The 19,370-nt window shown below is 52.4% G+C and carries 17 protein-coding genes and 1 tRNA gene; 10 read left to right on the top strand and 8 right to left on the bottom strand.

The genetic code is table 11. The features are described 5' to 3' along the window. Positions 1-88 precede the first annotated feature (88 nt). The 5 genes from AC23NW_RS23355 to AC23NW_RS23335 all read right to left on the bottom strand — a co-directional run bounded on the left by AC23NW_RS23355 (position 89) and on the right by AC23NW_RS23335 (position 6,028). Entirely contained in the window at positions 89-1,111 is a 1,023-nt protein-coding gene (locus tag AC23NW_RS23355) for a Gfo/Idh/MocA family protein (protein WP_487452464.1), read from the bottom strand. Positions 1,112-1,327: 216 nt separating this feature from the next. Beyond that, positions 1,328-2,248, bottom strand: coding sequence for a hypothetical protein (locus AC23NW_RS23350; RefSeq protein ID WP_487452462.1), 921 nt, complete (start codon positions 2,246-2,248; stop codon positions 1,328-1,330). A 2-nt stretch (positions 2,249-2,250) separates the two neighbouring features. Continuing rightward, complete coding sequence (locus AC23NW_RS23345; protein WP_487452460.1) at positions 2,251-2,811, bottom strand: RNA polymerase sigma factor; 561 nt, start codon at positions 2,809-2,811, stop codon at positions 2,251-2,253. A 234-nt stretch (positions 2,812-3,045) separates the two neighbouring features. Beyond that, entirely contained in the window at positions 3,046-4,452 is a 1,407-nt protein-coding gene (locus AC23NW_RS23340) for an efflux RND transporter periplasmic adaptor subunit (RefSeq protein ID WP_293844611.1), read from the bottom strand. 91 nt (positions 4,453-4,543) lie between these two features. Continuing rightward, a complete protein-coding gene (locus tag AC23NW_RS23335) occupies positions 4,544-6,028 on the bottom strand; it encodes a TolC family protein (RefSeq protein WP_293844614.1) in 1,485 nt (494 codons plus the stop codon). Positions 6,029-6,111: 83 nt separating this feature from the next. Here AC23NW_RS23335 and AC23NW_RS23330 point away from each other — a divergent pair, with 83 nt between their 5' ends. After that, the gene (locus AC23NW_RS23330; RefSeq protein WP_487452458.1) at positions 6,112-6,906 is read left to right on the top strand and encodes an aminotransferase class IV; all 795 of its coding nucleotides are present in this window, start codon (positions 6,112-6,114) and stop codon (positions 6,904-6,906) included. A 63-nt stretch (positions 6,907-6,969) separates the two neighbouring features. Here AC23NW_RS23330 and AC23NW_RS23325 read toward each other — a convergent pair whose 3' ends face one another. Next, positions 6,970-7,653, bottom strand: coding sequence for an ABC transporter ATP-binding protein (locus AC23NW_RS23325; RefSeq protein ID WP_487452456.1), 684 nt, complete (start codon positions 7,651-7,653; stop codon positions 6,970-6,972). Positions 7,654-7,934: 281 nt separating this feature from the next. Between AC23NW_RS23325 and AC23NW_RS23320 the strand changes: the two genes are divergently transcribed. The 3 genes from AC23NW_RS23320 (at position 7,935) to AC23NW_RS23310 (ending at position 10,912) form a co-directional block, all read left to right on the top strand. After that, positions 7,935-9,248, top strand: a complete 1,314-nt coding sequence (locus AC23NW_RS23320) for an APC family permease (RefSeq protein WP_487452454.1) — start codon at positions 7,935-7,937, stop codon at positions 9,246-9,248. A gap of 3 nt (positions 9,249-9,251) precedes the next feature. Beyond that, the gene (locus AC23NW_RS23315) at positions 9,252-10,433 is read left to right on the top strand and encodes a trans-sulfuration enzyme family protein (RefSeq protein ID WP_487452452.1); all 1,182 of its coding nucleotides are present in this window, start codon (positions 9,252-9,254) and stop codon (positions 10,431-10,433) included. A gap of 74 nt (positions 10,434-10,507) precedes the next feature. Continuing rightward, the gene (locus tag AC23NW_RS23310; protein ID WP_487452451.1) at positions 10,508-10,912 is read left to right on the top strand and encodes a hypothetical protein; all 405 of its coding nucleotides are present in this window, start codon (positions 10,508-10,510) and stop codon (positions 10,910-10,912) included. A gap of 7 nt (positions 10,913-10,919) precedes the next feature. Here the strand turns inward: AC23NW_RS23310 and AC23NW_RS23305 are convergent, their stop codons facing one another. Together AC23NW_RS23305 and AC23NW_RS23300 are read right to left on the bottom strand one after the other, a co-directional pair. After that, the gene (locus tag AC23NW_RS23305) at positions 10,920-13,463 is read right to left on the bottom strand and encodes an ABC transporter permease (protein ID WP_487452449.1); all 2,544 of its coding nucleotides are present in this window, start codon (positions 13,461-13,463) and stop codon (positions 10,920-10,922) included. Positions 13,464-13,524: 61 nt separating this feature from the next. Next, a complete protein-coding gene (locus tag AC23NW_RS23300; RefSeq protein ID WP_487452447.1) occupies positions 13,525-14,235 on the bottom strand; it encodes an ABC transporter ATP-binding protein in 711 nt (236 codons plus the stop codon). Between the two features lie 193 nt (positions 14,236-14,428). Between AC23NW_RS23300 and AC23NW_RS23295 the strand changes: the two genes are divergently transcribed. From AC23NW_RS23295 to AC23NW_RS23270, 6 genes are all read left to right on the top strand, one after another. Then, positions 14,429-15,163, top strand: coding sequence for an arylesterase (locus AC23NW_RS23295; RefSeq protein WP_487452445.1), 735 nt, complete (start codon positions 14,429-14,431; stop codon positions 15,161-15,163). 99 nt (positions 15,164-15,262) lie between these two features. Further along, entirely contained in the window at positions 15,263-16,543 is a 1,281-nt protein-coding gene (hflX, locus tag AC23NW_RS23290; protein WP_293840541.1) for a GTPase HflX, read from the top strand. A 283-nt stretch (positions 16,544-16,826) separates the two neighbouring features. After that, positions 16,827-16,898: transfer RNA gene (locus AC23NW_RS23285), tRNA-Arg, on the top strand. A 188-nt stretch (positions 16,899-17,086) separates the two neighbouring features. After that, positions 17,087-18,427 (top strand): tyrosine-type recombinase/integrase, encoded by a 1,341-nt coding sequence (locus tag AC23NW_RS23280; RefSeq protein WP_487452443.1) that lies wholly within the window; start codon positions 17,087-17,089, stop codon positions 18,425-18,427. Positions 18,428-18,435: 8 nt separating this feature from the next. Then, entirely contained in the window at positions 18,436-18,906 is a 471-nt protein-coding gene (locus AC23NW_RS23275; protein ID WP_487452441.1) for a DUF6932 family protein, read from the top strand. A gap of 3 nt (positions 18,907-18,909) precedes the next feature. Next, positions 18,910-19,173, top strand: coding sequence for a hypothetical protein (locus AC23NW_RS23270; protein WP_487452439.1), 264 nt, complete (start codon positions 18,910-18,912; stop codon positions 19,171-19,173). Positions 19,174-19,370: the final 197 nt, after the last annotated feature.

The following is a 19,370-nucleotide window of genomic DNA, read 5'->3' as shown; positions in this document are numbered from 1 at the left end:
AGAGCACATCAGAAACTGTACTCTTTGTTTTTCTATGTGTCTATGTGGTAAACTATTTAGTATATGGGCGGACCGTTCAGAAACTTAATCAGGCCTGACCGTAAATCTGCTCTACTACCTGCATGAGCCGCGCACCCTGTTCGGCGGTACAGACATTCGACGCTTTACCGTCGCAGGCGTCCACAAAGGCTTCCGTATTTTTGAGCTGAATGTCGGTGTCGGGCAGGTAAGGGAAATGTACATCGGCCAGTTCGCCGGCCAGTTCGGTATGGAGCACAAACGGAAAGAGCCGGACCCCGCCCTTACTGCCGAACAGTTCCAGATTGCGGTCGATGTCGGCCTGCTGGTTCAGCGCAAACGATGCCGAAAGGATGATCGACGATTTATCGGCAAACGACAGGTAGGCCATGCAGGCATCTTCGACCCCGAAGGTGGCAGGGTCCCAGCTGCCCATCAGTCCTTTGCCGCCCGCTTTGCCGATGACATCGTAGGTGTTACCCAGAATCTGCGCCGGTAGTTCGTAATCAAAGGCGAGCAGGGCCAGATCGAGTACGTGTACGCCGAGGTCCATGAGCGCCCCGCCGCCCTGCATCTCCTTGTCGGTGAAGTAGCCCCAGCCCGGAATGCCGCGCCGGCGCAGGAAGTTCGCTTTAATGTGATACAGCTCGCCCAGGCGGCCTTCGGCCTTACAGCGGCTGAAGAGCTGCCATTCGGCGGTCTGCCGGAGCTGGAGGTTATAGCCCAGCATCAGTCCTTTCCCGGCGGCTACGTCGGCGAGGTGGCGGGCTTCCCGTGCGGTCAGGGTCGGTGGCTTTTCACAGAAGACGTGGCAGCCGTGCTCAAGGGCCTGGAGCGCAAAGGGGTAGTGCAGTTTGTTGGGCGTGCAGATCACCACGAGGTTCGGGGCGGCAGCCGCATACATGGCGGCGGCATCGCTGAAGGCGTGGGGGATGGCATGCCGGTCGGCAAGGTCACGCGCTTTGGTCAGATCGCGGCTGCAAACGGCCACTACGTCGACGCGGCCGGCCAGCGCCTTCAAGGCAGGAATGTGATTGTTGTCGGCAATACGACCGCCGCCGATGATGGCGGCCCGGAATGGTTCAGGTATCATGTAACAAAGATAATGGCTGACAGTTTGCACCGCCAGCCATTTATACCTTCGTTCGATATGATAAGATTAGAAAGAGTAGACTCGTTTAGCGACACACCTTACAACCTTCCTGTGTGCCTTACAATAACAAGATAGAAAGCACTGGCAAATGGTTGTGTCAACTTGTAAAAAAATGTAAAAAATAGCTAGGGGTATTTGCAATATGCTGATATAGTGCTAGTTAATACCCTGATTTTTTTTGTTTATGTGTTTCGGTGATGATTTTGGCAGCAGCGGTGCCAGATAATCAAACATCCGGAAGGCCGGCCATCCATGTGACTGTACACCTGCACGCTGCGGAGCAGCCATACCTTTCGGCTGGCCCGGACCGGCCTGCGGTTCATTCACGCTCCGCATCGGAGCCATCGGATACGCACCGGCCGGAGCCTGTGGCGTCAGCACCGGCTGATAGGTTGTGTTGCTGCCGTCGGGCTGATGCAGCAACTCCGACTGGCTGTTGATGATCAGGTTATTCTCCGACTCGGGCGCTATTGGAAACATCTCACTGCCGTCAGGCATTTCTTCATCAGCCCGGTTTTTGGTCGGGGCCAGGGCCGGTTCGGCCGTGCGTTCAGAGTCGTTGCTGCTTTCAATAGCTTCTTCCAGTGTCTGGGCCGACAGGTTTTCTGACAGTTTGCCTTCGGCGCGGACTGCCGGCAGGGTGGCTGTTGTCTCCTGTACCGGCTGTGCGGCCTGTTTTTCCATGGCTGCCAGCCGCTCATGCGCGGCCGTCATGCCCAAAGGTAAACCGGCCCGTAACTGGGGCTTGTCCGGGGAGTCCGTACCGGCGCTGGTCTGTGCAGTTGCCGGATTAAGGGACTGCTGTTTCGACGCTGCGGCCATTGATTTTTCGCCCGTTGCCGGACTAACCGATTGCTTTCCCAGAAAATACAGTGCCAGGGCCAGACAAGCGGCCAGCAAGGCAGTGGCCCCCCTTAGCCAGTTGTTGAGTATGCGTGTTTTAATCAGCTGTTTCTCCAGTGCAGTTGCCCGTACATTCGACCAGACAGCCGGTGGAACAGGCATGCGCCGGTCGTCGAGGGCCGACCGGAAAGCCTTATCCAGTTCATTGTCGTCAAAGTTGTTCGTGGTGTTCATGATTAAGATAGATCAAACATTACTTTCGTAATACGCTCCTGTAAGATGCGTCGGGCCTGAGCCAGATTTGACTTCGAGGTCCCTTCGCTGATGCCCAGCTGCGCCGCGATTTCGTGATGTTTCATACCTTCAAAGACATAGAGGTTGAAAACCATGCGGTAGGCGGGCGTCAGTTGCTGAATCATCCGGAGCATGTCGTCAAACGCAATCTGAGCCGTAATTTCTTCGGCCCGGAATGGCTGATCGTCGTCCGTAAATTCAGCAGACAGACTTTTGGTCTGGCTGCGTTCAGCATAATGGCGCTGATAATTAGCCAGAGCAACGGATACAATCACGCGCCGGATCCAGCCTTCCAGCGAGCCTGCACCCTTAAACGTGTGGATTTGTTCAAAAACACGGATGAAACCCTCCTGAAGGAGATCATGCGCTTCGTCGCGGTCGCGGGCATAGCGCGAGCATACCACCAGCATTTTTGGCGCATAGCGGTGGTAAAGCCGGTCGAAAGCAGCGCTGTCGCCCTCGGCACAAGACAAGGCCAGTAGTTTATCGTCTTCCGGAAACATTGTATCAGTTCTACTTATAAGATAGAAAATGTACGTAAATGGTTGTGTGGCGGATGGGGTAAAAAAAGAAAAAACGCCTAGAATCTCCCGGCGTCTTTTAACCAATTGTCCGTTATTATTAATCTGAATTTTTGTACTGTATATGTTCCGTTTACCACATAGCCTCACAGACAGGCAACGATGACTGAGGCACCCTGTATGACCAGGTGGTAATTGATATTGGCTCCTTAGCGGTTAGTTATCTTTTTCGGCCGGTTTCTGCTGTTTTTTCGGATCGCGCTTCACCACCAGGTCGTTCGGTTTCAGTTTTTTGGACACCACCAGGAACGGGCCCGAAATAATTTGTTCGCCGTCTTTCAGCCCCGACGTAATTTCAATGTTTTCGAAGTCGCTGATGCCGGTTTTCACGACGCGTTCAACGGCTTTACCTCCCTCGTTGATGAAGACGATTTCTTTCACGGCTTCTTCCTTCTTCGGCTGTTTTTGATTCTGGTCCTGATTGCTGTTGTTGTCCTGACCATTGTTATTATCAGCATCCGGAGCCGGGGTGTTGCTGCGGGTCGTTACGGCAGCAATCGGTACGGTCAGGATGTTGTTCCGGCGGTCGGTGATGACCTCAACGGAAGCGGTCATACCGGGTTTAAACGGATACCCTTTCTTGCCTTTCAGTGCCGTCAGGTCGCGGTATGAACTGTTAAGAATCTTGATTTTGACCTCAAATTCTGTCACGGCGTCGGTCGACATCGACGCGCCGGTGGCCGAGCTGGTCAGGCCGTTGGCGGTGTTGGCAATTTCATAGACTATGCCTTTGAATTTCCGCCCGGCAGTCGTGTAAGAGTCGATTTCAATATCGGCCGTATCGCCCATGCTTACCCGGACAATGTCGTTTTCGTTGACATTGACCCGCACCTCCATGTTGTTGAGGTTGGCCAGGCGCATGATTTCCGTACCGGCCATCTGCGATGTACCCACCACGCGTTCGCCCTGCTCGACATTCAGTTTCGACACTGTACCGTTGACCGGCGAGTAGATCGTGGTTTTACGCAGGTTTTCTCTGGCGTCGCGGAGACTGGCTTCGGCGCTCTGGATGCTGAACTGAGCAGCCTTCACATTGGCACGGGCAGCTTCTACTTCCTGCCGGGCCACGTTGAAATTAGCTTCTGATTGTTCGAAGTCAGTGCTGGCGATTACTTTATCGGCGAGGAGTTTGCGGTTCCGTTCATAGTCGGTTTTTGCACGGATCAGCCGTGCTTCCGATTGAGCAACGGAGGCTTTTGATTGTTCGAGCTGCGCACGGCTTTGGTTTACCGTAGCTTCAGCCCGAGACAGCAGCGATTCGTAGTTGTCAGGCCGGATTTTTACCAGCAGCTGACCGGCTTTCACCGAATCCCCTTCATTAACGTATAAGCCGATGATCTCCCCCGATACATCGGGACTGATCTTTACTTCGACCTGCGGCTGTACGCGGCCCGAAGCGCTTACGCGTTCAATGATGTTTGTCCGTTTTGCCGTAGCAAAATCAACCTCTGTCGTTTTCGGCTTTCCAATCCAGCCAGCCTGTTTAGCGGCCACTAAGCCACCAATCAACACCACAACCACACCCCCCAGTATCCACCAGATACGGTTTGACTTCTTTTTCATATTGATCATTAATGAGTGAATGATCGGCGGAATGGTTGATTGACTAGTTGGTTATTCACTCAATCACTCAATCACTCAATCACTCAATCATTCAAAATGTGAGCGGTTTATTCTGAAAGAAATCTAAGATTTTCGTTCTGAACACGTAATCGTATTTTGCCTGCACCAGACTGGCCCGCGCGCGGTCGAGGTTGGTTTTGGCAATGTTATATTCGGTGGCATTCAGGGCACCGGCGTTAAAGCGGCTTTCGGCAGCCTGAAACGCCCGTTCCAGCGATGTCACCTGTGCCTGCGTAGCGAGGTAACGGTTTGCACCGGCCCGCATATTGGTGTAGGCTGTTTCGATCTGCTGACGGAGCTGCAGGCGGATATTCTGTGAATTCAGTTCGGCGTTCTGCTGCTGAATCCGGGCCGTTGTCACCCGGTTACGGGCCTGAAAGTTACCGAAGATCGGCACCCGCAGGAACAGCGACACTGATTCGTTCAGGTTGTTCTGCAGCTGTTCGAAATATTTAAAGCTCGAATACGATCCGTCGGGTGATTGTGTCAGGACCTGAAACTGCGTACCGTCCGGCAGCGGAATAAAATACGAAGTTGGTACAGTGACCTTTTGTCCGTTGGCAACAAACCGCTGACGGGCTGCGCTCGAATAGACCGTCGACAGGTTACCGTTGATGGACAAAGACGGATACAGACTGCCTTTGGCGGCCTCTACCCCGAATGCGGCGCTCCGCACCCGTAAATCGGCACCCTGCACATCCGGCAGGAAGGAGGTCGCCGTTTCGTAGATCTGCTGCACGCTTTCCATGTAGGGCGCTGTGCTCGGATTCGGTACATTGATCGGTTCGACTTCGATATTCTGAATCGGTACGTTCATCGCCTGCTGAAGGGCTACCTTCGCCAGTTCGAGCGTATTCTGCGCATTAACGATGTCAACCTGATTCTGTGCCAGCTGTGCCCGGAGGTCATACAGGTTGGCTTCGGGCAGAGTTCCGGCCGTTACTAGGCGCTGCGTACGGTCGAGCTGGGCCTGGGTTACTTCGGCCTGCCGCTGGGCAATCGCATATTGTTCCTGACCTGTCAGTACGTTCAGGTAATTCTGCGCCACGGTAATGGCGGTATTGTTCTGTGTGGCTTTCAGTTCCTGCTGTGAGGCCTGAAGCGCCAGATCACTTTGCTTGATCTGATTTTTCAGCGCGAAACCGTTGAAAACGGTGACGGATGTTCCCAGCTGGTAGTTGCTGGAATTGATATTCTGCTGAACGGCCTGGTTGGTAAACGGATCGACGTTACGGCCGGAGTTAAACGCCTGGCTGCCGCTGAAGTTAGCCGTCGGGTATTGGTTCAGCCGTGACTGGCGTAATTGCAAGGCGCTGTTTTCGACCTGCAACTGGCCCTGACGGATGGTTATGTTATTCTTAAGAGCAATCTCAATACACTGCTGTAGACTCAGCCGGTTGGCTGCCGCCGTACCCGGCGAAACCGCATTCGCTGCGGTTTGCGCAAACGAAGCCGGAGCAACAGTATACATAGACAGGGCGACGGCCCAACAGATTCCTGCACGCACAAAATTCATACGTTGGCGTTGTTTAATGGTTCAATGTTACGAAGTTAAATCTGGCGCTTCTACCGATTTGGGATAAACGGTAATTTTGGCATATGTATTTGGTCTATAACTCGGACATAGTGCCGGAAACCGGTTTTGTGGCAAGCTCCCACAACCGGGCATTTCAATATGGAGACGGGCTGTTTGAAACGATCCGTTACGAACAGGATACCGTCTGGTTCTGGCCGGATCACATGGAACGGCTTAATGAGGGCTTACAGGCACTTTACCTGAACCGCCCTGCCGGCCTGGCGCCGGAGGCCCTGTATGAGGCTGTACTGCGGTTACTCGACGCAAACCGGCTGACGGATCAGCCGGCGCGGATTAAACTACAGGTCTGGCGGCAACCGGGCGGGTTATATACACCGGCGACCTGCGAAGCTGACTGGCTGCTGACAGCACGATCCGGAGCCGCGTTTGCGGTTACAGCGAAAGAACGGTTCTGCTTTTTTCCGGATGTCCGGCTCAGCCACTCGGCTATCTCGTCCTGCAAAACCCTGAATGCGCTGCCGTATGTTCTGGCGGGGCACTACCGGCAGCAGCAGGGAGCCGATGAGGCCATTTTGCTGGACACGGCCGGTCATCTGGCCGAATGCGTGGCGTCGAATCTGTTCTGGGCAAAACGTGGCGGCTGGTACACGCCGTCGCTGCAATCGGGCTGTATCAACGGCGTTATCCGGCGGCAGTTGCTGCGAAGCGGCATTCCGGTTCAGGAAGGACTGTTTTTACCGCATGAGCTGGATGATGCCGATGTGATTTTCTGTGCGAATGTGGCCGGTATCCAGCTTTACAAAGGCACTACTGCTGACATTCTTCCGCTGCTTACCCGCGCCGGTGTTATCGGTTGACAGGATTACAGGGTTAACATGGTTGGTTGTTGTTTCATCCTGTAATCCTGTCAGAAAACCTGTCTACAGCGTCGGGACGGGTGTCGATTCGAGCCAGCCGTCCTTGAGGTTCAGAATGCGGTTGCCATAGGCCGCATTTACGTCGGAGTGAGTTACCTGCACAATGGTAACGCCGTCTTCCTGATTCAGTTTCTTAAACAGCTCCATAATTTCCTTTGCCTGATCGGAGTGCAGGTTGCCGGTAGGTTCATCGGCGAAAATCACCCGGGGGCGTGCGGCTACTGCCCGCGCAATGCCGACCAGCTGCTGCTGACCACCCGACAACTGATTCGGGAAAAGGTCTTTTTTGCCCACAATGTTGAACCGGTCGAGCAGATCGGCCACGCGGCTTTTACGCTCCGACGACGACATACCTTTGTAGAGCAGCGGCGTTTCAATGTTTTCGTATACGGTCAGTTCATCGATCAGGTGGTATGCCTGAAACACAAAACCGATGTGGTTGCGGTGCAGATCGGTCCGGCGTTTTTCGGACAGTTTCTGGATCGGCGTATCCAGAAAAAGGTATTCGCCTTCAGACGGCTCTTCGAGCAAACCCAAGATATGGAGCAGCGTCGACTTGCCGGAACCCGATGGCCCCATGATGCTAACAAACTCACCTTCAGCAATGTCGAGGCTGATGTTGCGCAGCACATATACCCGCCCGAAGCCGGCCGGATAGTATTTGGAGATATTTTTAAGCGAAATCATAATGAAGTATAGTTGATCGTATAACGGCAATTCAGTGATACCAGCATGCAATATAAGTTACCTTTTTCTGGAATGGTAACCAGGCTGTACATACTGATGCTATGTAGTTCAAGCACAGTGCCAAACTGCTTTTGTGGTTGATAGTCAGTAGCTTGGATTACGTGCAGGATGGACGCTGTCCGCTTTCGGACAAGGCTATGACCATTAGCGGACGGGTAAAACGGACCTAATTCGATCAGGGAGTAGTAAAAACGTTTACCGTGTTGTTTATTTGAATTATCATGATTCAACCTAAACTCTCGGTATTTGACCTGATGATGATTGTTGTCAGTCTGGTCATTGGCATTGGTATTTTCCGGACGCCTGCCATTGTGGCGCAATCGGCCGGTTCGCCCACGATTTTCTTTGCGGCCTGGATTGCCGGTGGCCTTGTCAGCCTGTGCGGGGCCCTTACCTACGCTGAAATCGGAGCGCGCTACCATTTCCCCGGTGGTTTCTACAAACTAATTTCAACGGCTTTTCATCCCGTTTTTGCCTTTATGCTGAACTGGGTGATTGTGCTGACCTACGGCGCCGGCAATGTCGGGGTAGCCCTGATCGGTGCTGAGTACGTGAATCCGTTTCTGCCCGAAGACCTGCATACGCGGCTGGGTATCAACATGACAGCCATCGGTATGGTGCTGTTCTTTTACGTGGTTAATATGCTGGGTATCCGCTCCGGTGCCCGTACGCAGAACATCCTGAGCAGCCTGAAAGTGGGGCTGATGCTGGTGCTGTGCCTGGGTATTTTTATGTCGGGCGCTACGGATACAGGATTGATTGATCCGGCCGAAACGGCTTCGGATCGCGGCGCGGCATGGCATTTTTTTGCGAGCCTGATTGCGGTCTTTTACACCTATGGCGGCTATCAGCAGGTACTCAATTTCGGGGCGGATATCAAGGACCCGATCCGGAATACCCCACGGGGAATAATCGGCGGTATGGTGCTGATCATGGCGCTGTATCTGGGACTTAACTACGCCTATTATCACCAGCTGGGTTTTGCCGGACTGACCAATAGCAAGCTGGTGGCAGCCGATCTGGCGCGGGCTATGTTCGGCGAATGGGGCGGGAAACTGGCGTCTGTCGCAATTTTTACGTCGGTGCTGGGCTATCTGAATGCCAGCCTGTTGTCGTTGCCACGGGTCTACTACGCCATGGCCGACGACGGGATTCTGCCACCGGCCTTCAAACGGGTTAATGCCCGCACACAGACGCAGGAGTTCGCACTGACGTTTTTGCTGGCGATCATGCTGATTTCGCTTTTTTTTCTTGGTACGTTTGAAAAAATTGTGAACTATGTAATGTCGATTGACAGCATTGCGCTGGCGAGTGCGGCGGCCACGCTGTTTATTTTCCGCCGGCGGGTGGCGGGCAACGATACGCATACCGGATACAAAGTTTGGGCCTATCCGGTTATTCCGCTGCTGTTTATCCTGTTTCTGGTGGTTGTGTCGGTCAATGTTGTCATCAGCGACCCGTTGACGGCTGCCGTGGGCTGGGGCCTGTTTCTGAGCGGCTGGCCACTGTATTATCTGCTAAAGCGAATCTTTTAACTTATGGACCTTTCATACATCCTGAACGAACTGGGCGAAGAGCGCGCAAATTACTTTAATGCCATTGCGCCGCCGGTTATCCAGTCATCCAACTTTACGTTCCCGAGTGTCGATGCGATGCGCAACGACATGCATTACGAGTACGAAAAGCATTTTTATACCCGCGGCAACAACCCGACCGTTGAGATTCTGCGGAAAAAGCTGGCTGCGCTCGAAGGCGCTGAGGATGCGCTGGTGGTGTCGAGTGGCACCACGGCCATGTCGACCGCCATTCTGGCCAACGTACAGCAGGGCGATCACATCGTTTCGGTGAGTAAACCGTATTCGTGGACTTACCGGCTCATGACTGACTGGTTACCCCGCTTCGGGGTGACGACCACCTTTGTCGACGGTACTGATCCGGCAAACTTCGAAAACGCCATTCAGCCGAACACGCGGATTATTTACCTCGAATCACCGAACTCGTTCACATTTGAGTTACAGGACCTGGCGGCCGTAGCAGCTATTGCAAAGGCCCGGAAAGCGGCCGGTCAGGAGATTGTGACGATGATTGATAACAGCTACTCGACACCGCTGTATCAGCAGCCCCTTGCGCTGGGCATCGACCTTAGCCTGCATTCGGCATCGAAATACATCGGCGGGCATTCGGACCTGATTGCCGGTGTGATCTGCGGGACAAATGCCATGATGAAGAAGATTTTCCATGCCGAGTACATGACCTTCGGCGGCATCATTTCGCCGCAGAATGCGTGGCTGATGATCCGTGGTTTACGGACGCTGGAACTCCGGCTGGAACGAAGCAGTCAGAGCGCGATGCAGGTGCTGACGTTTCTGGAAAACCACCCGAAAGTAAAGCATGTGTATTTCCCGTTCTCGAAGCTGCACCCGCAGTATGAACTGGCCAAACGCCAGATGAAAGCCTGTGGCGGTTTGCTGACGATTGCGCTGAATACCGATCAGATTGACCGCGTCGATGCGTTTGCCGATGCCTTGCAGCGGTTTCTGCTGGGGGTATCGTGGGGCGGGCATGAATCGCTGGTATTTCCGGCGAGTGTGTCGTTTTCCCGTACAACCGACACGCCGAATGCCAACCCCGATAACTTCAATAAAGTCCGGCTATACATTGGTCTGGAAGACCCTGCCGTGCTGATTGCTGATCTGGCGCAGGCACTGGAGAAGGTCTGAATTTCAGTTTAATAAAAATAATATGGCTTTGAAACGGGACGATTCACTCTGGAAGGGCATTCTTGAAAGTGTCTGTGATGACTTTTTACGATTTATGTTCGCTGAAGCTGAGAATCTTTTTGATTTTCAGCGAGAGTTTGAATTTCTGGATAAGGAGCTGGAAGAACTGTTTCCTTAAAAAAGTCAGCGATCTGTTGACGTTTTTACAGTATTATGTTCGGTTTGCCGATCCGGCCTATAGTGTTAAATTTGAAGAGTCAATAGCAAGTTTAAGTGATAAATCAGCAACTATGGGTATTCAGGAAATGATTATTGACCGGGCGAGGAAGGAAGGTTTGCAGCAGGGTTTAGAAACAGCAAAAACGAGCATTGTAAAAAATCTGATTTTAACGATGACTGTATCAGATAGTCAGATTGCTGCTATTGCCGAAGTTCCTGTCGCTTTCGTGAAAAACATACGACAGGAACTCGGCAAATAGCCTTGCTTTACCCCTCTGCCCGTAGTACCTCCAGCGGCGGGCGTACCACCACATCGCGGCTGTTGAGCAGACCGATGATTGTAGTCAGTATGCTGATGATCAGGATAATCAGCAGCAGCGGCACTACATCGGGGCGGAACGGCGATTCGAAGACAAAATATGCTAAGGCCCAGCTACCAAAGACGGACAGCAGGATACCTGATAACGCAGCCAGAACGCCCAGAAACAGGTATTCGATGGCCGTAATGTTCAGAATCTGGCGGCGGCTGGCCCCGAGCGTCCGTAGCAGGACACTTTCCCTGATCCGCTGGTAGCGGCTGATCACCACTGAACTGCCCAGCACCAGTAAACCGGTGAAAATGCAGAACAGGGCCATAAACCGGATCACAAACGATACTTTATCGAGCAGTTCGTCCACGGTTTTCAGAATCAGACCAAGGTCAATGGCCGATACATTGGGATATAGCCGGACCAGATCCCGCTGGAAGGCCGCCGATTGTTTGGTGTCGGCCACGCGGGTCATCAGCACATGGAACTGGGGCGCCTGTTCGAGTACCCCTCCCGGAAAGAGCACCAGAAAGTTGGTTTGCACCCGGTTCCAGTCAATCTGCCGGGTACCGCTGACGATGGTCTGAATCGGAGCCCCCTGCACGTTGAACGTGAGCGTATCGCCTAATTTGAGCTTCAGGCGGGTGAAATAATCCTTTTCCACCGAAATATGCGGAATACCGTCCTGAAGCGAAGGCGCTTTGCCCGTCATCAGTTTCTCAGAGTCGATGAGCGAATCGCGGTAGGTGACCCGGTATTCGCGGGTGAGGGCTGATTCCGGAATTTTTGACGCCGTATCCTGCCGGATGCTTTCTACTGTCCGTCCGTTGATGTCAGCCAGCCGCATCGTTACCACCGGCACCGACTGAATCACCGGCAGGTTATGCTGCTTCACCAGTTGCAGTACCCCGTTTTTCTGCTCGTTCTGAATGTCGAACAACACCATATTGGGCCGTACGCTGCCTTCGCTGCCGTTGGCCGAAAACGCCACGCGGCTCAGCAGCAGGTTCTGGGTCAGGTACAGTGTACTGATCAGAAATGCGCCCAGCCCGATGGAAATAATCAGAATCAAGGTCTGGTTGTTGGGCCGGTACAGGCTGGCCAGACTCTGCCGCCAGACAAAACTCCACGATACCGGGAAAAACCGTTTAACCGCCCACATCAGCAGTTGCCCCATGCCCGTCAGTACGCCAAAGGCCACGAGCAGACCGGCCGTGAAGCCGAGAGCGGTTTTCCAGCTCATGGTTTGTAAAAAGGAAAAACCGAAAATAAACAGCAGAATCAGCACATAAACACCCCACCGCAGCGGGTCGCGGCCGGTATTGGTTGCGCTTTCGTCGTACCCGGCCCGCAGGGTCAGCAGCGGCGAAACGGTGCGGATGCTCAGCAACGGCAGCAGTGCAAACAAGACCGCTACCAGTAAACCCGTACCGACGCCCTGACCGATGGCTACCCACGACAGTGATGTATCGACGGTGACGGGCAGGAAACTGCCAAACACATCGGGTAGCACGAGCTGAACAACTGAACCCAGCGCGGCTCCCAGCATGGCCCCGACAAAGCCCATCAGTGAGGTCTGAATGAGGTAGATCAGGAAGGCCTGCCAGCCGCTGGTACCGAGGCAACGAAGAATAGCCACCGACGCAATTTTTTCTTTGGCGTACAGGTGTACGGCGCTGGCTACACCCACACATCCGAGTAACAGCGCCACGAACGCTACCAGATTCAGAAACTGGCCGAGGTCTTCAAAGGCGCGGCCGGTCTGCCGTTTCCGTTCGGCAACAGTATCGTAGTTAATGCCTTGTTTGTCGAGGATCGGCTCAAGGCGTTTGACCAGCTTTTCGACGTTGGTTGTATCGGAGAAGCGGTAGTGGAACCGGTAAGACACACGGCTGCCCCGCTGAAGCAGGCCGGTTTCGGGTAGGAGCAGGGCCGGAATAAAGACAGTAGGGGCCACGGTGGTGGCTACGGCCGATTGCCCGGGTGTTTTCAGCACACGGCCTGCTACCAGAAACGACAGGTTACCGACCCTGACTGAGTCGCCGGGTTTGGCACCAAACTGGATGAGCAGGGCATCGTCGACCAGGGCAATGCGTTGCCCTTTGGTCATGCCTTGCCGGAAGATATCCGGTGCGTTGGCCGGTTCCGTTTCCCATGTGCCGTAATACGGAAAAGCACCTTCCAGTCCTTTAACCTGCGCCAGTCGGACGCCGCCGGTACGGGGAAACAGCACCATCGACGCAAATGCTATTTCCGTGCTGCGTTCAGACCCGACCTTATTCAGCAGGGTGGACGAAACCGGTTTGCTGGCCGACAGCGACAGGTCGGATCCCAGCAGTTCGCGGGCCTGATCGTCGATGCTTCGGGCCAGATTGTGGCTGAATGAATTAATGGCAACCAGCGCCGCGATGCCCAGCACAATGGCCGACATAAATAAAAATAACCGGTGACGACTCCGGCGGCTATCCCGCCACGCCATCCGAAAAAGCCATGAGGTATTCATAATGAGTGATTGAGTGAAAGAGTGATTGAGCGGAGCACAGGGCGTGAAAACACGCAATCGCTCAATCACTCAATCGCGCAATGGTATTTGTGTCTCCTGTTGCATGTCCCCCCTTGATCCGGATGACGCGCTGGGTGCGGGCGGCGAGGTCGAGGTCGTGGGTGACGAGAACGAGCGTGGTGCCGGCTTCGCGGTTGAGTTCGAACAGCAGGTCGACGACGGTGGCGCTTGTATCGGTGTCGAGGTTGCCGGTTGGCTCGTCGGCAAAGAGGATTTTGGGGCGGTTGGCAAAAGCACGGGCGAGGGAGACACGTTGCTGTTCGCCGCCCGAAAGCTGGGTCGGGTAGTGGTGGCCGCGTTTGCCGAGGCCGACGCGTTCCAGCAGTTCGCGGGCGGTTTGTTCGATGCTGCGGCCGTTCTGACGGCCTTGTCCGCTGAGCTCCAGAGGTACCATCACGTTTTCGAGTGCCGTTAAGGTGGGTAACAACTGAAAGTTCTGGAAAATAAAGCCCACGTACTGGTTCCGGACGGCGGCCCGCTGGTCTTCGCTCAGGTTGTCGAGCTGAACGCCGTTGAGGTAAACGCTGCCCGAGGTCGCACGGTCGAGGCCGGCACAAAGACCGAGTAAGGTTGTTTTTCCGCTGCCCGAGGGGCCGACGATGGAAAACGTATCGCCGGCTTCGAGTGAAAAACTGACACTATGTAAAACGGTAAGCGTCTGGCCACCGCTTTGGTAAGATTTTGTTAGATTGTCGACACGTAAGATGCTCATGGATGATAAAATGGCAGTGCCGGCAAGGCAATGCGAACGATGATCTGTTGGGTAACACCGATTTGGTCCGGATTCTTTCCATCTTTGCCGGAAAATCGGATGAATGGACCAAAAGAACTGTTAAAGGGTAAAACCTCTGTTTAATTTCGTTGTTCAGATAAGAAAACTAATGATTTTTATGCGAAACAAAGCGATGCCATATCTTCGTTGGAAACAGATAGTTAGCGGGTTAACCGGTGCAGCACTGGTGTGTACGTTGCTGGTTGGCTGTAACTCTAAATCATCGGGCGACGCGGAGACTACGTCCGGCGAGAAGCAGGCATCAGCACCGGCCGCTACATCGGCGGCGGCAGCGGCTAAAAAGGTGATCGTATTTTACGGAAACAGTCTGGCGGCGGGCTATGGCCTTGACCCTTCGCAGGCATTTCCGGCCCTGATCGGTAAACGGATTGATTCACTCGGACTTCCGTATAAAGTCGTCAACGCTGGTCTGAGCGGGGAAACTTCGGCAGGCGGCAAGAGCCGGATCAGCTGGGTACTGCGTCAGCCGGCCGATATTTTTGTACTTGAACTGGGCGGTAATGACGGGCTGCGCGGTCTGCCGCTTACGTCAACGCGGGAGAATCTACAGGCGATTATGGACACCGTGCGCCGTAAAAATCCGGAAGCGACGATTGTCATTGCCGGCATGCAGATTCCGCCCAATCTCGGCACAAACTATACCAAAGAGTTTCGTGAACTGTTTAAGCAGCTGGCCGACAAGAATAAGGCCATCCTGATACCGTTCCTGCTCGAAGGTGTAGGCGGAATTCCGCGTCTGAACCAGGCCGACGGCATTCACCCCACCGCAGAAGGGCACCGTATTGTGGCCGAAAACGTCTGGAAGGTACTGGAACCGGTTGTGCGTAAAGCCGAAACTAATCCGTAAGGCAAGGTGTTAATAAATAAGGCCCTTTTGGGTCGCCACATGAATAATAGTGTATTAAAGCGATGTTTTCGATGTGGCAACCGTAAGTAAAACTACTACATGATCGAAACACATAAACAACCCGAAACGGCCGTATTAGTGGCCTTAGTCACCCAGAAACAGACCGCCGATCAGACGAAAGAGTATCTCGACGAGCTGGCGTTTCTGGCGGAGACGTCGGGGGTGATTACCAAAAAAACATTTACCCAGAAGCTGGACCGTGCGGATACCCGTACGTTTGTCGGTAAGGGTAAACTGGAGGAGATTCAGCTCTATATTGCTGATAATCCGGTTGATACCATCATTTTTGACGATGACCTTACCCCGGCTCAGGTACGTAACCTGGAAGCAGAGTTTAAGGAAATTAAGGTGCTGGACCGGAGTCTGCTGATTCTGAACATTTTCTCGATGCGGGCGCAGACCGCTCAGTCCCGCGTACAGGTGGAGCTGGCGCAATACCAGTACATGTACCCGCGCTTAACCCGGATGTGGACGCACTTGAGCCGCCAGAAAGGGGGCGTCGGGATGCGTGGTCCGGGTGAGAAAGAGCTTGAAACGGACCGCCGGATTGTGCAGGACCGGATTGCGTTCCTGAAGGAAAAGCTGGTCAAAATTGACAAGCAGAGTCAGACGCGCCGCAAAGAGCGTGACCGGCTGGTGCGGGTAGCGCTGGTGGGTTACACGAACGTCGGGAAATCGACGCTGATGCGGACAATGGCCAAGGCCGATGTGTTTGCCGAGAACAAACTGTTTGCCACGGTGGATTCGACGGTCCGGAAAGTGGTGCTGGGCAACATTCCGTTTTTGCTGACCGATACGGTTGGGTTTATCCGGAAGCTGCCGACGACGCTGATTGAGTCCTTTAAATCGACGCTGGATGAGGTTCGGGAGGCCGACATTCTGCTCCATGTCGTTGACGTGTCGCATCCGTCGTTTGAGGAGCACATTGAAGTGGTAAAGTCAACGCTGGCCGACATCAAAGCCGCTGACAAGCCAACGGTGCTGGTCTTCAATAAAATTGACGCCTTTGTACCGAAAGAGGAGTGGTTGCCGGAGCCGGTGTACGAAATTCACGATGAAGAAGGCGGACCGGTTACGGAGGTGGTGACACCATCGGCGGCCGAGCAGAAGAAGACCGCCCTCGACTACCTGAAGCGCACGTACCTGACGCGTCAGTCGGACCATGTCGTGTTTATTTCGGCGCAGAACCGTGAGAACCTCGAGGAGTTGCGGGACACGCTTTACAAACTGGTAAAGGAGAAGCATTATACCATTTATCCGAACTGGACCTTTATTCCGCTCGGGGATGAGTTTGAAGAAGATGCGGCCCCGCTTGGGTAGTTGCCGGATTTTAGCCAATTTTGTAATCAGAAACCTATAGGGTCGATACGACTCTATAGGTTTGTTTTTGTTGGGATAGCCTTTCCTGATATGGGTGACTATATGGAGCTGGGCGACCACACGGGGTCGCCCGTACGGTTGGATAGTAATCTCAACTTCCCGAAAGTTTTAAACTTTCGGGAAGTTCCGGCAACGGATCATTCCGTTTCTTAAATGTTAGCTATGGCCGGGTCGGCGCGTTCGCCTTCGATTCCCGTCGGGGAGTAGTAGCAGTAAATAGATTGGTCCCGTAGTTCAACGGATAGAATAGACGTTTCCTAAACGTTAGATATGGGTTCGATTCCCGTCGGGACCACAAGGGTGCAAATTGGAGTTAACTGATTTTGATTTAATTGTTCGGAAAATCAATCAGTTAACTCTTTTTCTTTGCTAGGCTTAACCTGGAATAGTTAAAGGAAATTCAGAAAATCCGTCACCCGATCCGTCACCCTGTCACCTTTTTTTTCGTATCTTTGGTTAGAGAGACCAATAACCTTCGATATTATGCGAGCGATAGCCGATAAGGATGTGAAGTTTTTGCTTAAAGATCCTGATGCCACACAACCCACCTCAATTCGCCTGTTCTTCCGTTTCAACAATCAGCGCCTTGTTTACGCCATAGGTAAGAACATCTTACCTATACAATGGGATAAAACCGCACAGCGGGCGGTTGCCAATCATAAGATGAAACGGGATCGATTGCCTTTTGAGGAAATCAACAACTGCATCGGTGATCACATTCGGATGCTCAAAGTTGTCTGGAACCGGTTTGTACTGGCAGGAACAGAGCCATCCGTTGATGAACTGCGGCAGCAACTTGACAAGGCCATGGGAAAGGCAACGGTGGTGAAGCCCAAAGAGAAGGAAAAGTTTCTGCCGTTTATCGAGCGCTTTGTAGAAGAGGCTAAAGAGGGTAAAAGACTGACGGCTCTGAATAAACGCTATTCAATTGCGACAGTTAAAGACTACACCAAATTGTTAAACCACCTGAAAGCATATGAACCGGTTATCCGAAAACCGATCAATTATGACACCATTACACTGACGTTTTACAATAAATACAAAAACCACCTGACCAGGCAGGGGTATGCCCTGAATACTGTAGGGGCATTATTCAAGAACCTGAAAATACTGCTCAAGCAGGCGTACCGTGAAGGGCTGCATGAGAATATGGTTTTTGAACATGAGGATTTCAAAAAGTTTCAGGAAGAGACAGACAGCATCTATTTGTCAATGGATGAACTGAATATGGTCTACACCCTTGATCTGAACAATAAGCCGCGTCTCGACAGAGTCCGAGATATATTTCTGGTCGGGTGTTATACCGGCCTGCGTTGGTCTGACTTTTCTCAGTTGAAACCAGAGAACATTACAGACAAAGGGCGTTTACTGACAGTAATGACACAGAAGACCGGAGCGCGGGTGTCAATTCCGATTCAACCTAACGTACTGGCTATCCTGGCGAAATATGAGAATACACTGCCAAAAGCGATAAGCAATCAGAAGTTTAACGTTTACCTGAAAGAAATAGCAAAGCTGGCGAAGCTTACTGAAAAGGTACAGTCGACAAAAACAAAGGGTGGGCTCAAGACCATAACCACTCATGAGAAATGGGAATTGGTAAAGACGCACACAGCCCGGCGTTCATTTGCGACAAATGCTTATTTGATGGAGGTCCCTACAATCAGTATAATGAAGCTGACAGGACATAAAACGGAAACTTCCTTTATGCGCTACATCAAAGTGACGCAGGAAGAAACGGCCAGAAAACTTCTTGACCATCCATTCTTTACGGGTCAAAGCCAATCTACAGAGCGTAAATCGGTATTTACCAAAGTGGCCTGATTAATTGTATGGAGTTTGACGCCAACGGATATTTAAAACCTTACGGGCCTATTCCGGCCGACCTAACAACACTCGAAGAAGTTTTTGTACGAGCATTCCCCCAATCAGCTACCCGACAACCGATCTTTGAACGATATCAGGAATACATTCAGCGATTGAGCGAGTTAGTACCAAGTGGGTTTTTACAATGGATTGATGGGAGTTTTGTTACACAGAAGCAAAATCCGAACGATATTGATGTACTCACATTCGTTGACGCATCATTGTTCTTACAAGATGAAAAAAGATTTAGGGAATTGAAAGACGAATTTGCCAGGGGTGTCGGACGGGTAGATGCTCATTTTATTCGGGTGTACCCCGAAGGCCATCGCTACAGAAGCCATTACGAGTCTGATCGAATACAATGGCTGTTTGACTGGAGTCATACAAACACCCGGCCACGTCGAAACAAAGGATTAATTGAACTCAAAACCTATTAAGCCATGCAGATAGAAGATATTTTAGATGAACTACCCAAAACACCGCAAGAACGGGCCGAATTGATTGAATACCTGCTGGAGATGATTGAGCATTGGAATGCGGGTATTAAACGCCATGAGTCTTATCCGGAACGAGATACCTTTACGATTGAGCAGTTTACCGAACGCCGGGACAAGTACATTGGTCAGTTAGCCTTATTGCTCAATCAGTACGGGCTAGTTGTACAGATGCCAGGGCAACCAAACGCAGGCAAGTTAGTAGCCTAATTGTTGTTATATAAGAGCTGATATATGAACTAGTCAACGGGCCGAAACGATCGAGATTGCTCGTTGTGTCGAACTATTTGAGCAGAACAAAGATTCGCTGGCGTTTCATCGTCAGTTTGATGAACCAAGTGTATTGGCAATTAATCAATATACCGTACTACGAGAACGCTACATCCGTGAATTCGCAGAACATCTAC

Source organism: Arsenicibacter sp. R0_47 (assembly GCF_057652235.1).
Note: the sequence above shows the minus strand (reverse complement) of the source record. Positions and strands in the feature narration are given on the sequence as shown.

Excerpts from the sequence above, each read along its gene's own strand:
- AC23NW_RS23355 (WP_487452464.1), bottom strand. The coding sequence starts at position 1,111 with ATGATACCTGAACCATTCCGGGCCGCCATCATCGGCGGCGGTCGTATT.
- AC23NW_RS23350 (WP_487452462.1), bottom strand. The coding sequence starts at position 2,248 with ATGAACACCACGAACAACTTTGACGACAATGAACTGGATAAGGCTTTC.
- AC23NW_RS23345 (WP_487452460.1), bottom strand. The coding sequence starts at position 2,811 with ATGTTTCCGGAAGACGATAAACTACTGGCCTTGTCTTGTGCCGAGGGC.
- AC23NW_RS23340 (WP_293844611.1), bottom strand. The coding sequence starts at position 4,452 with ATGAAAAAGAAGTCAAACCGTATCTGGTGGATACTGGGGGGTGTGGTT.
- AC23NW_RS23335 (WP_293844614.1), bottom strand. The coding sequence starts at position 6,028 with ATGAATTTTGTGCGTGCAGGAATCTGTTGGGCCGTCGCCCTGTCTATG.
- AC23NW_RS23330 (WP_487452458.1), top strand. The coding sequence starts at position 6,112 with ATGTATTTGGTCTATAACTCGGACATAGTGCCGGAAACCGGTTTTGTG.
- AC23NW_RS23325 (WP_487452456.1), bottom strand. The coding sequence starts at position 7,653 with ATGATTTCGCTTAAAAATATCTCCAAATACTATCCGGCCGGCTTCGGG.
- AC23NW_RS23320 (WP_487452454.1), top strand. The coding sequence starts at position 7,935 with ATGATTCAACCTAAACTCTCGGTATTTGACCTGATGATGATTGTTGTC.
- AC23NW_RS23315 (WP_487452452.1), top strand. The coding sequence starts at position 9,252 with ATGGACCTTTCATACATCCTGAACGAACTGGGCGAAGAGCGCGCAAAT.
- AC23NW_RS23305 (WP_487452449.1), bottom strand. The coding sequence starts at position 13,463 with ATGAATACCTCATGGCTTTTTCGGATGGCGTGGCGGGATAGCCGCCGG.
- AC23NW_RS23300 (WP_487452447.1), bottom strand. The coding sequence starts at position 14,235 with ATGAGCATCTTACGTGTCGACAATCTAACAAAATCTTACCAAAGCGGT.
- AC23NW_RS23295 (WP_487452445.1), top strand. The coding sequence starts at position 14,429 with ATGCCATATCTTCGTTGGAAACAGATAGTTAGCGGGTTAACCGGTGCA.
- hflX (WP_293840541.1), top strand. The coding sequence starts at position 15,263 with ATGATCGAAACACATAAACAACCCGAAACGGCCGTATTAGTGGCCTTA.
- AC23NW_RS23280 (WP_487452443.1), top strand. The coding sequence starts at position 17,087 with ATGCGAGCGATAGCCGATAAGGATGTGAAGTTTTTGCTTAAAGATCCT.
- AC23NW_RS23275 (WP_487452441.1), top strand. The coding sequence starts at position 18,436 with ATGGAGTTTGACGCCAACGGATATTTAAAACCTTACGGGCCTATTCCG.
- AC23NW_RS23270 (WP_487452439.1), top strand. The coding sequence starts at position 18,910 with ATGCAGATAGAAGATATTTTAGATGAACTACCCAAAACACCGCAAGAA.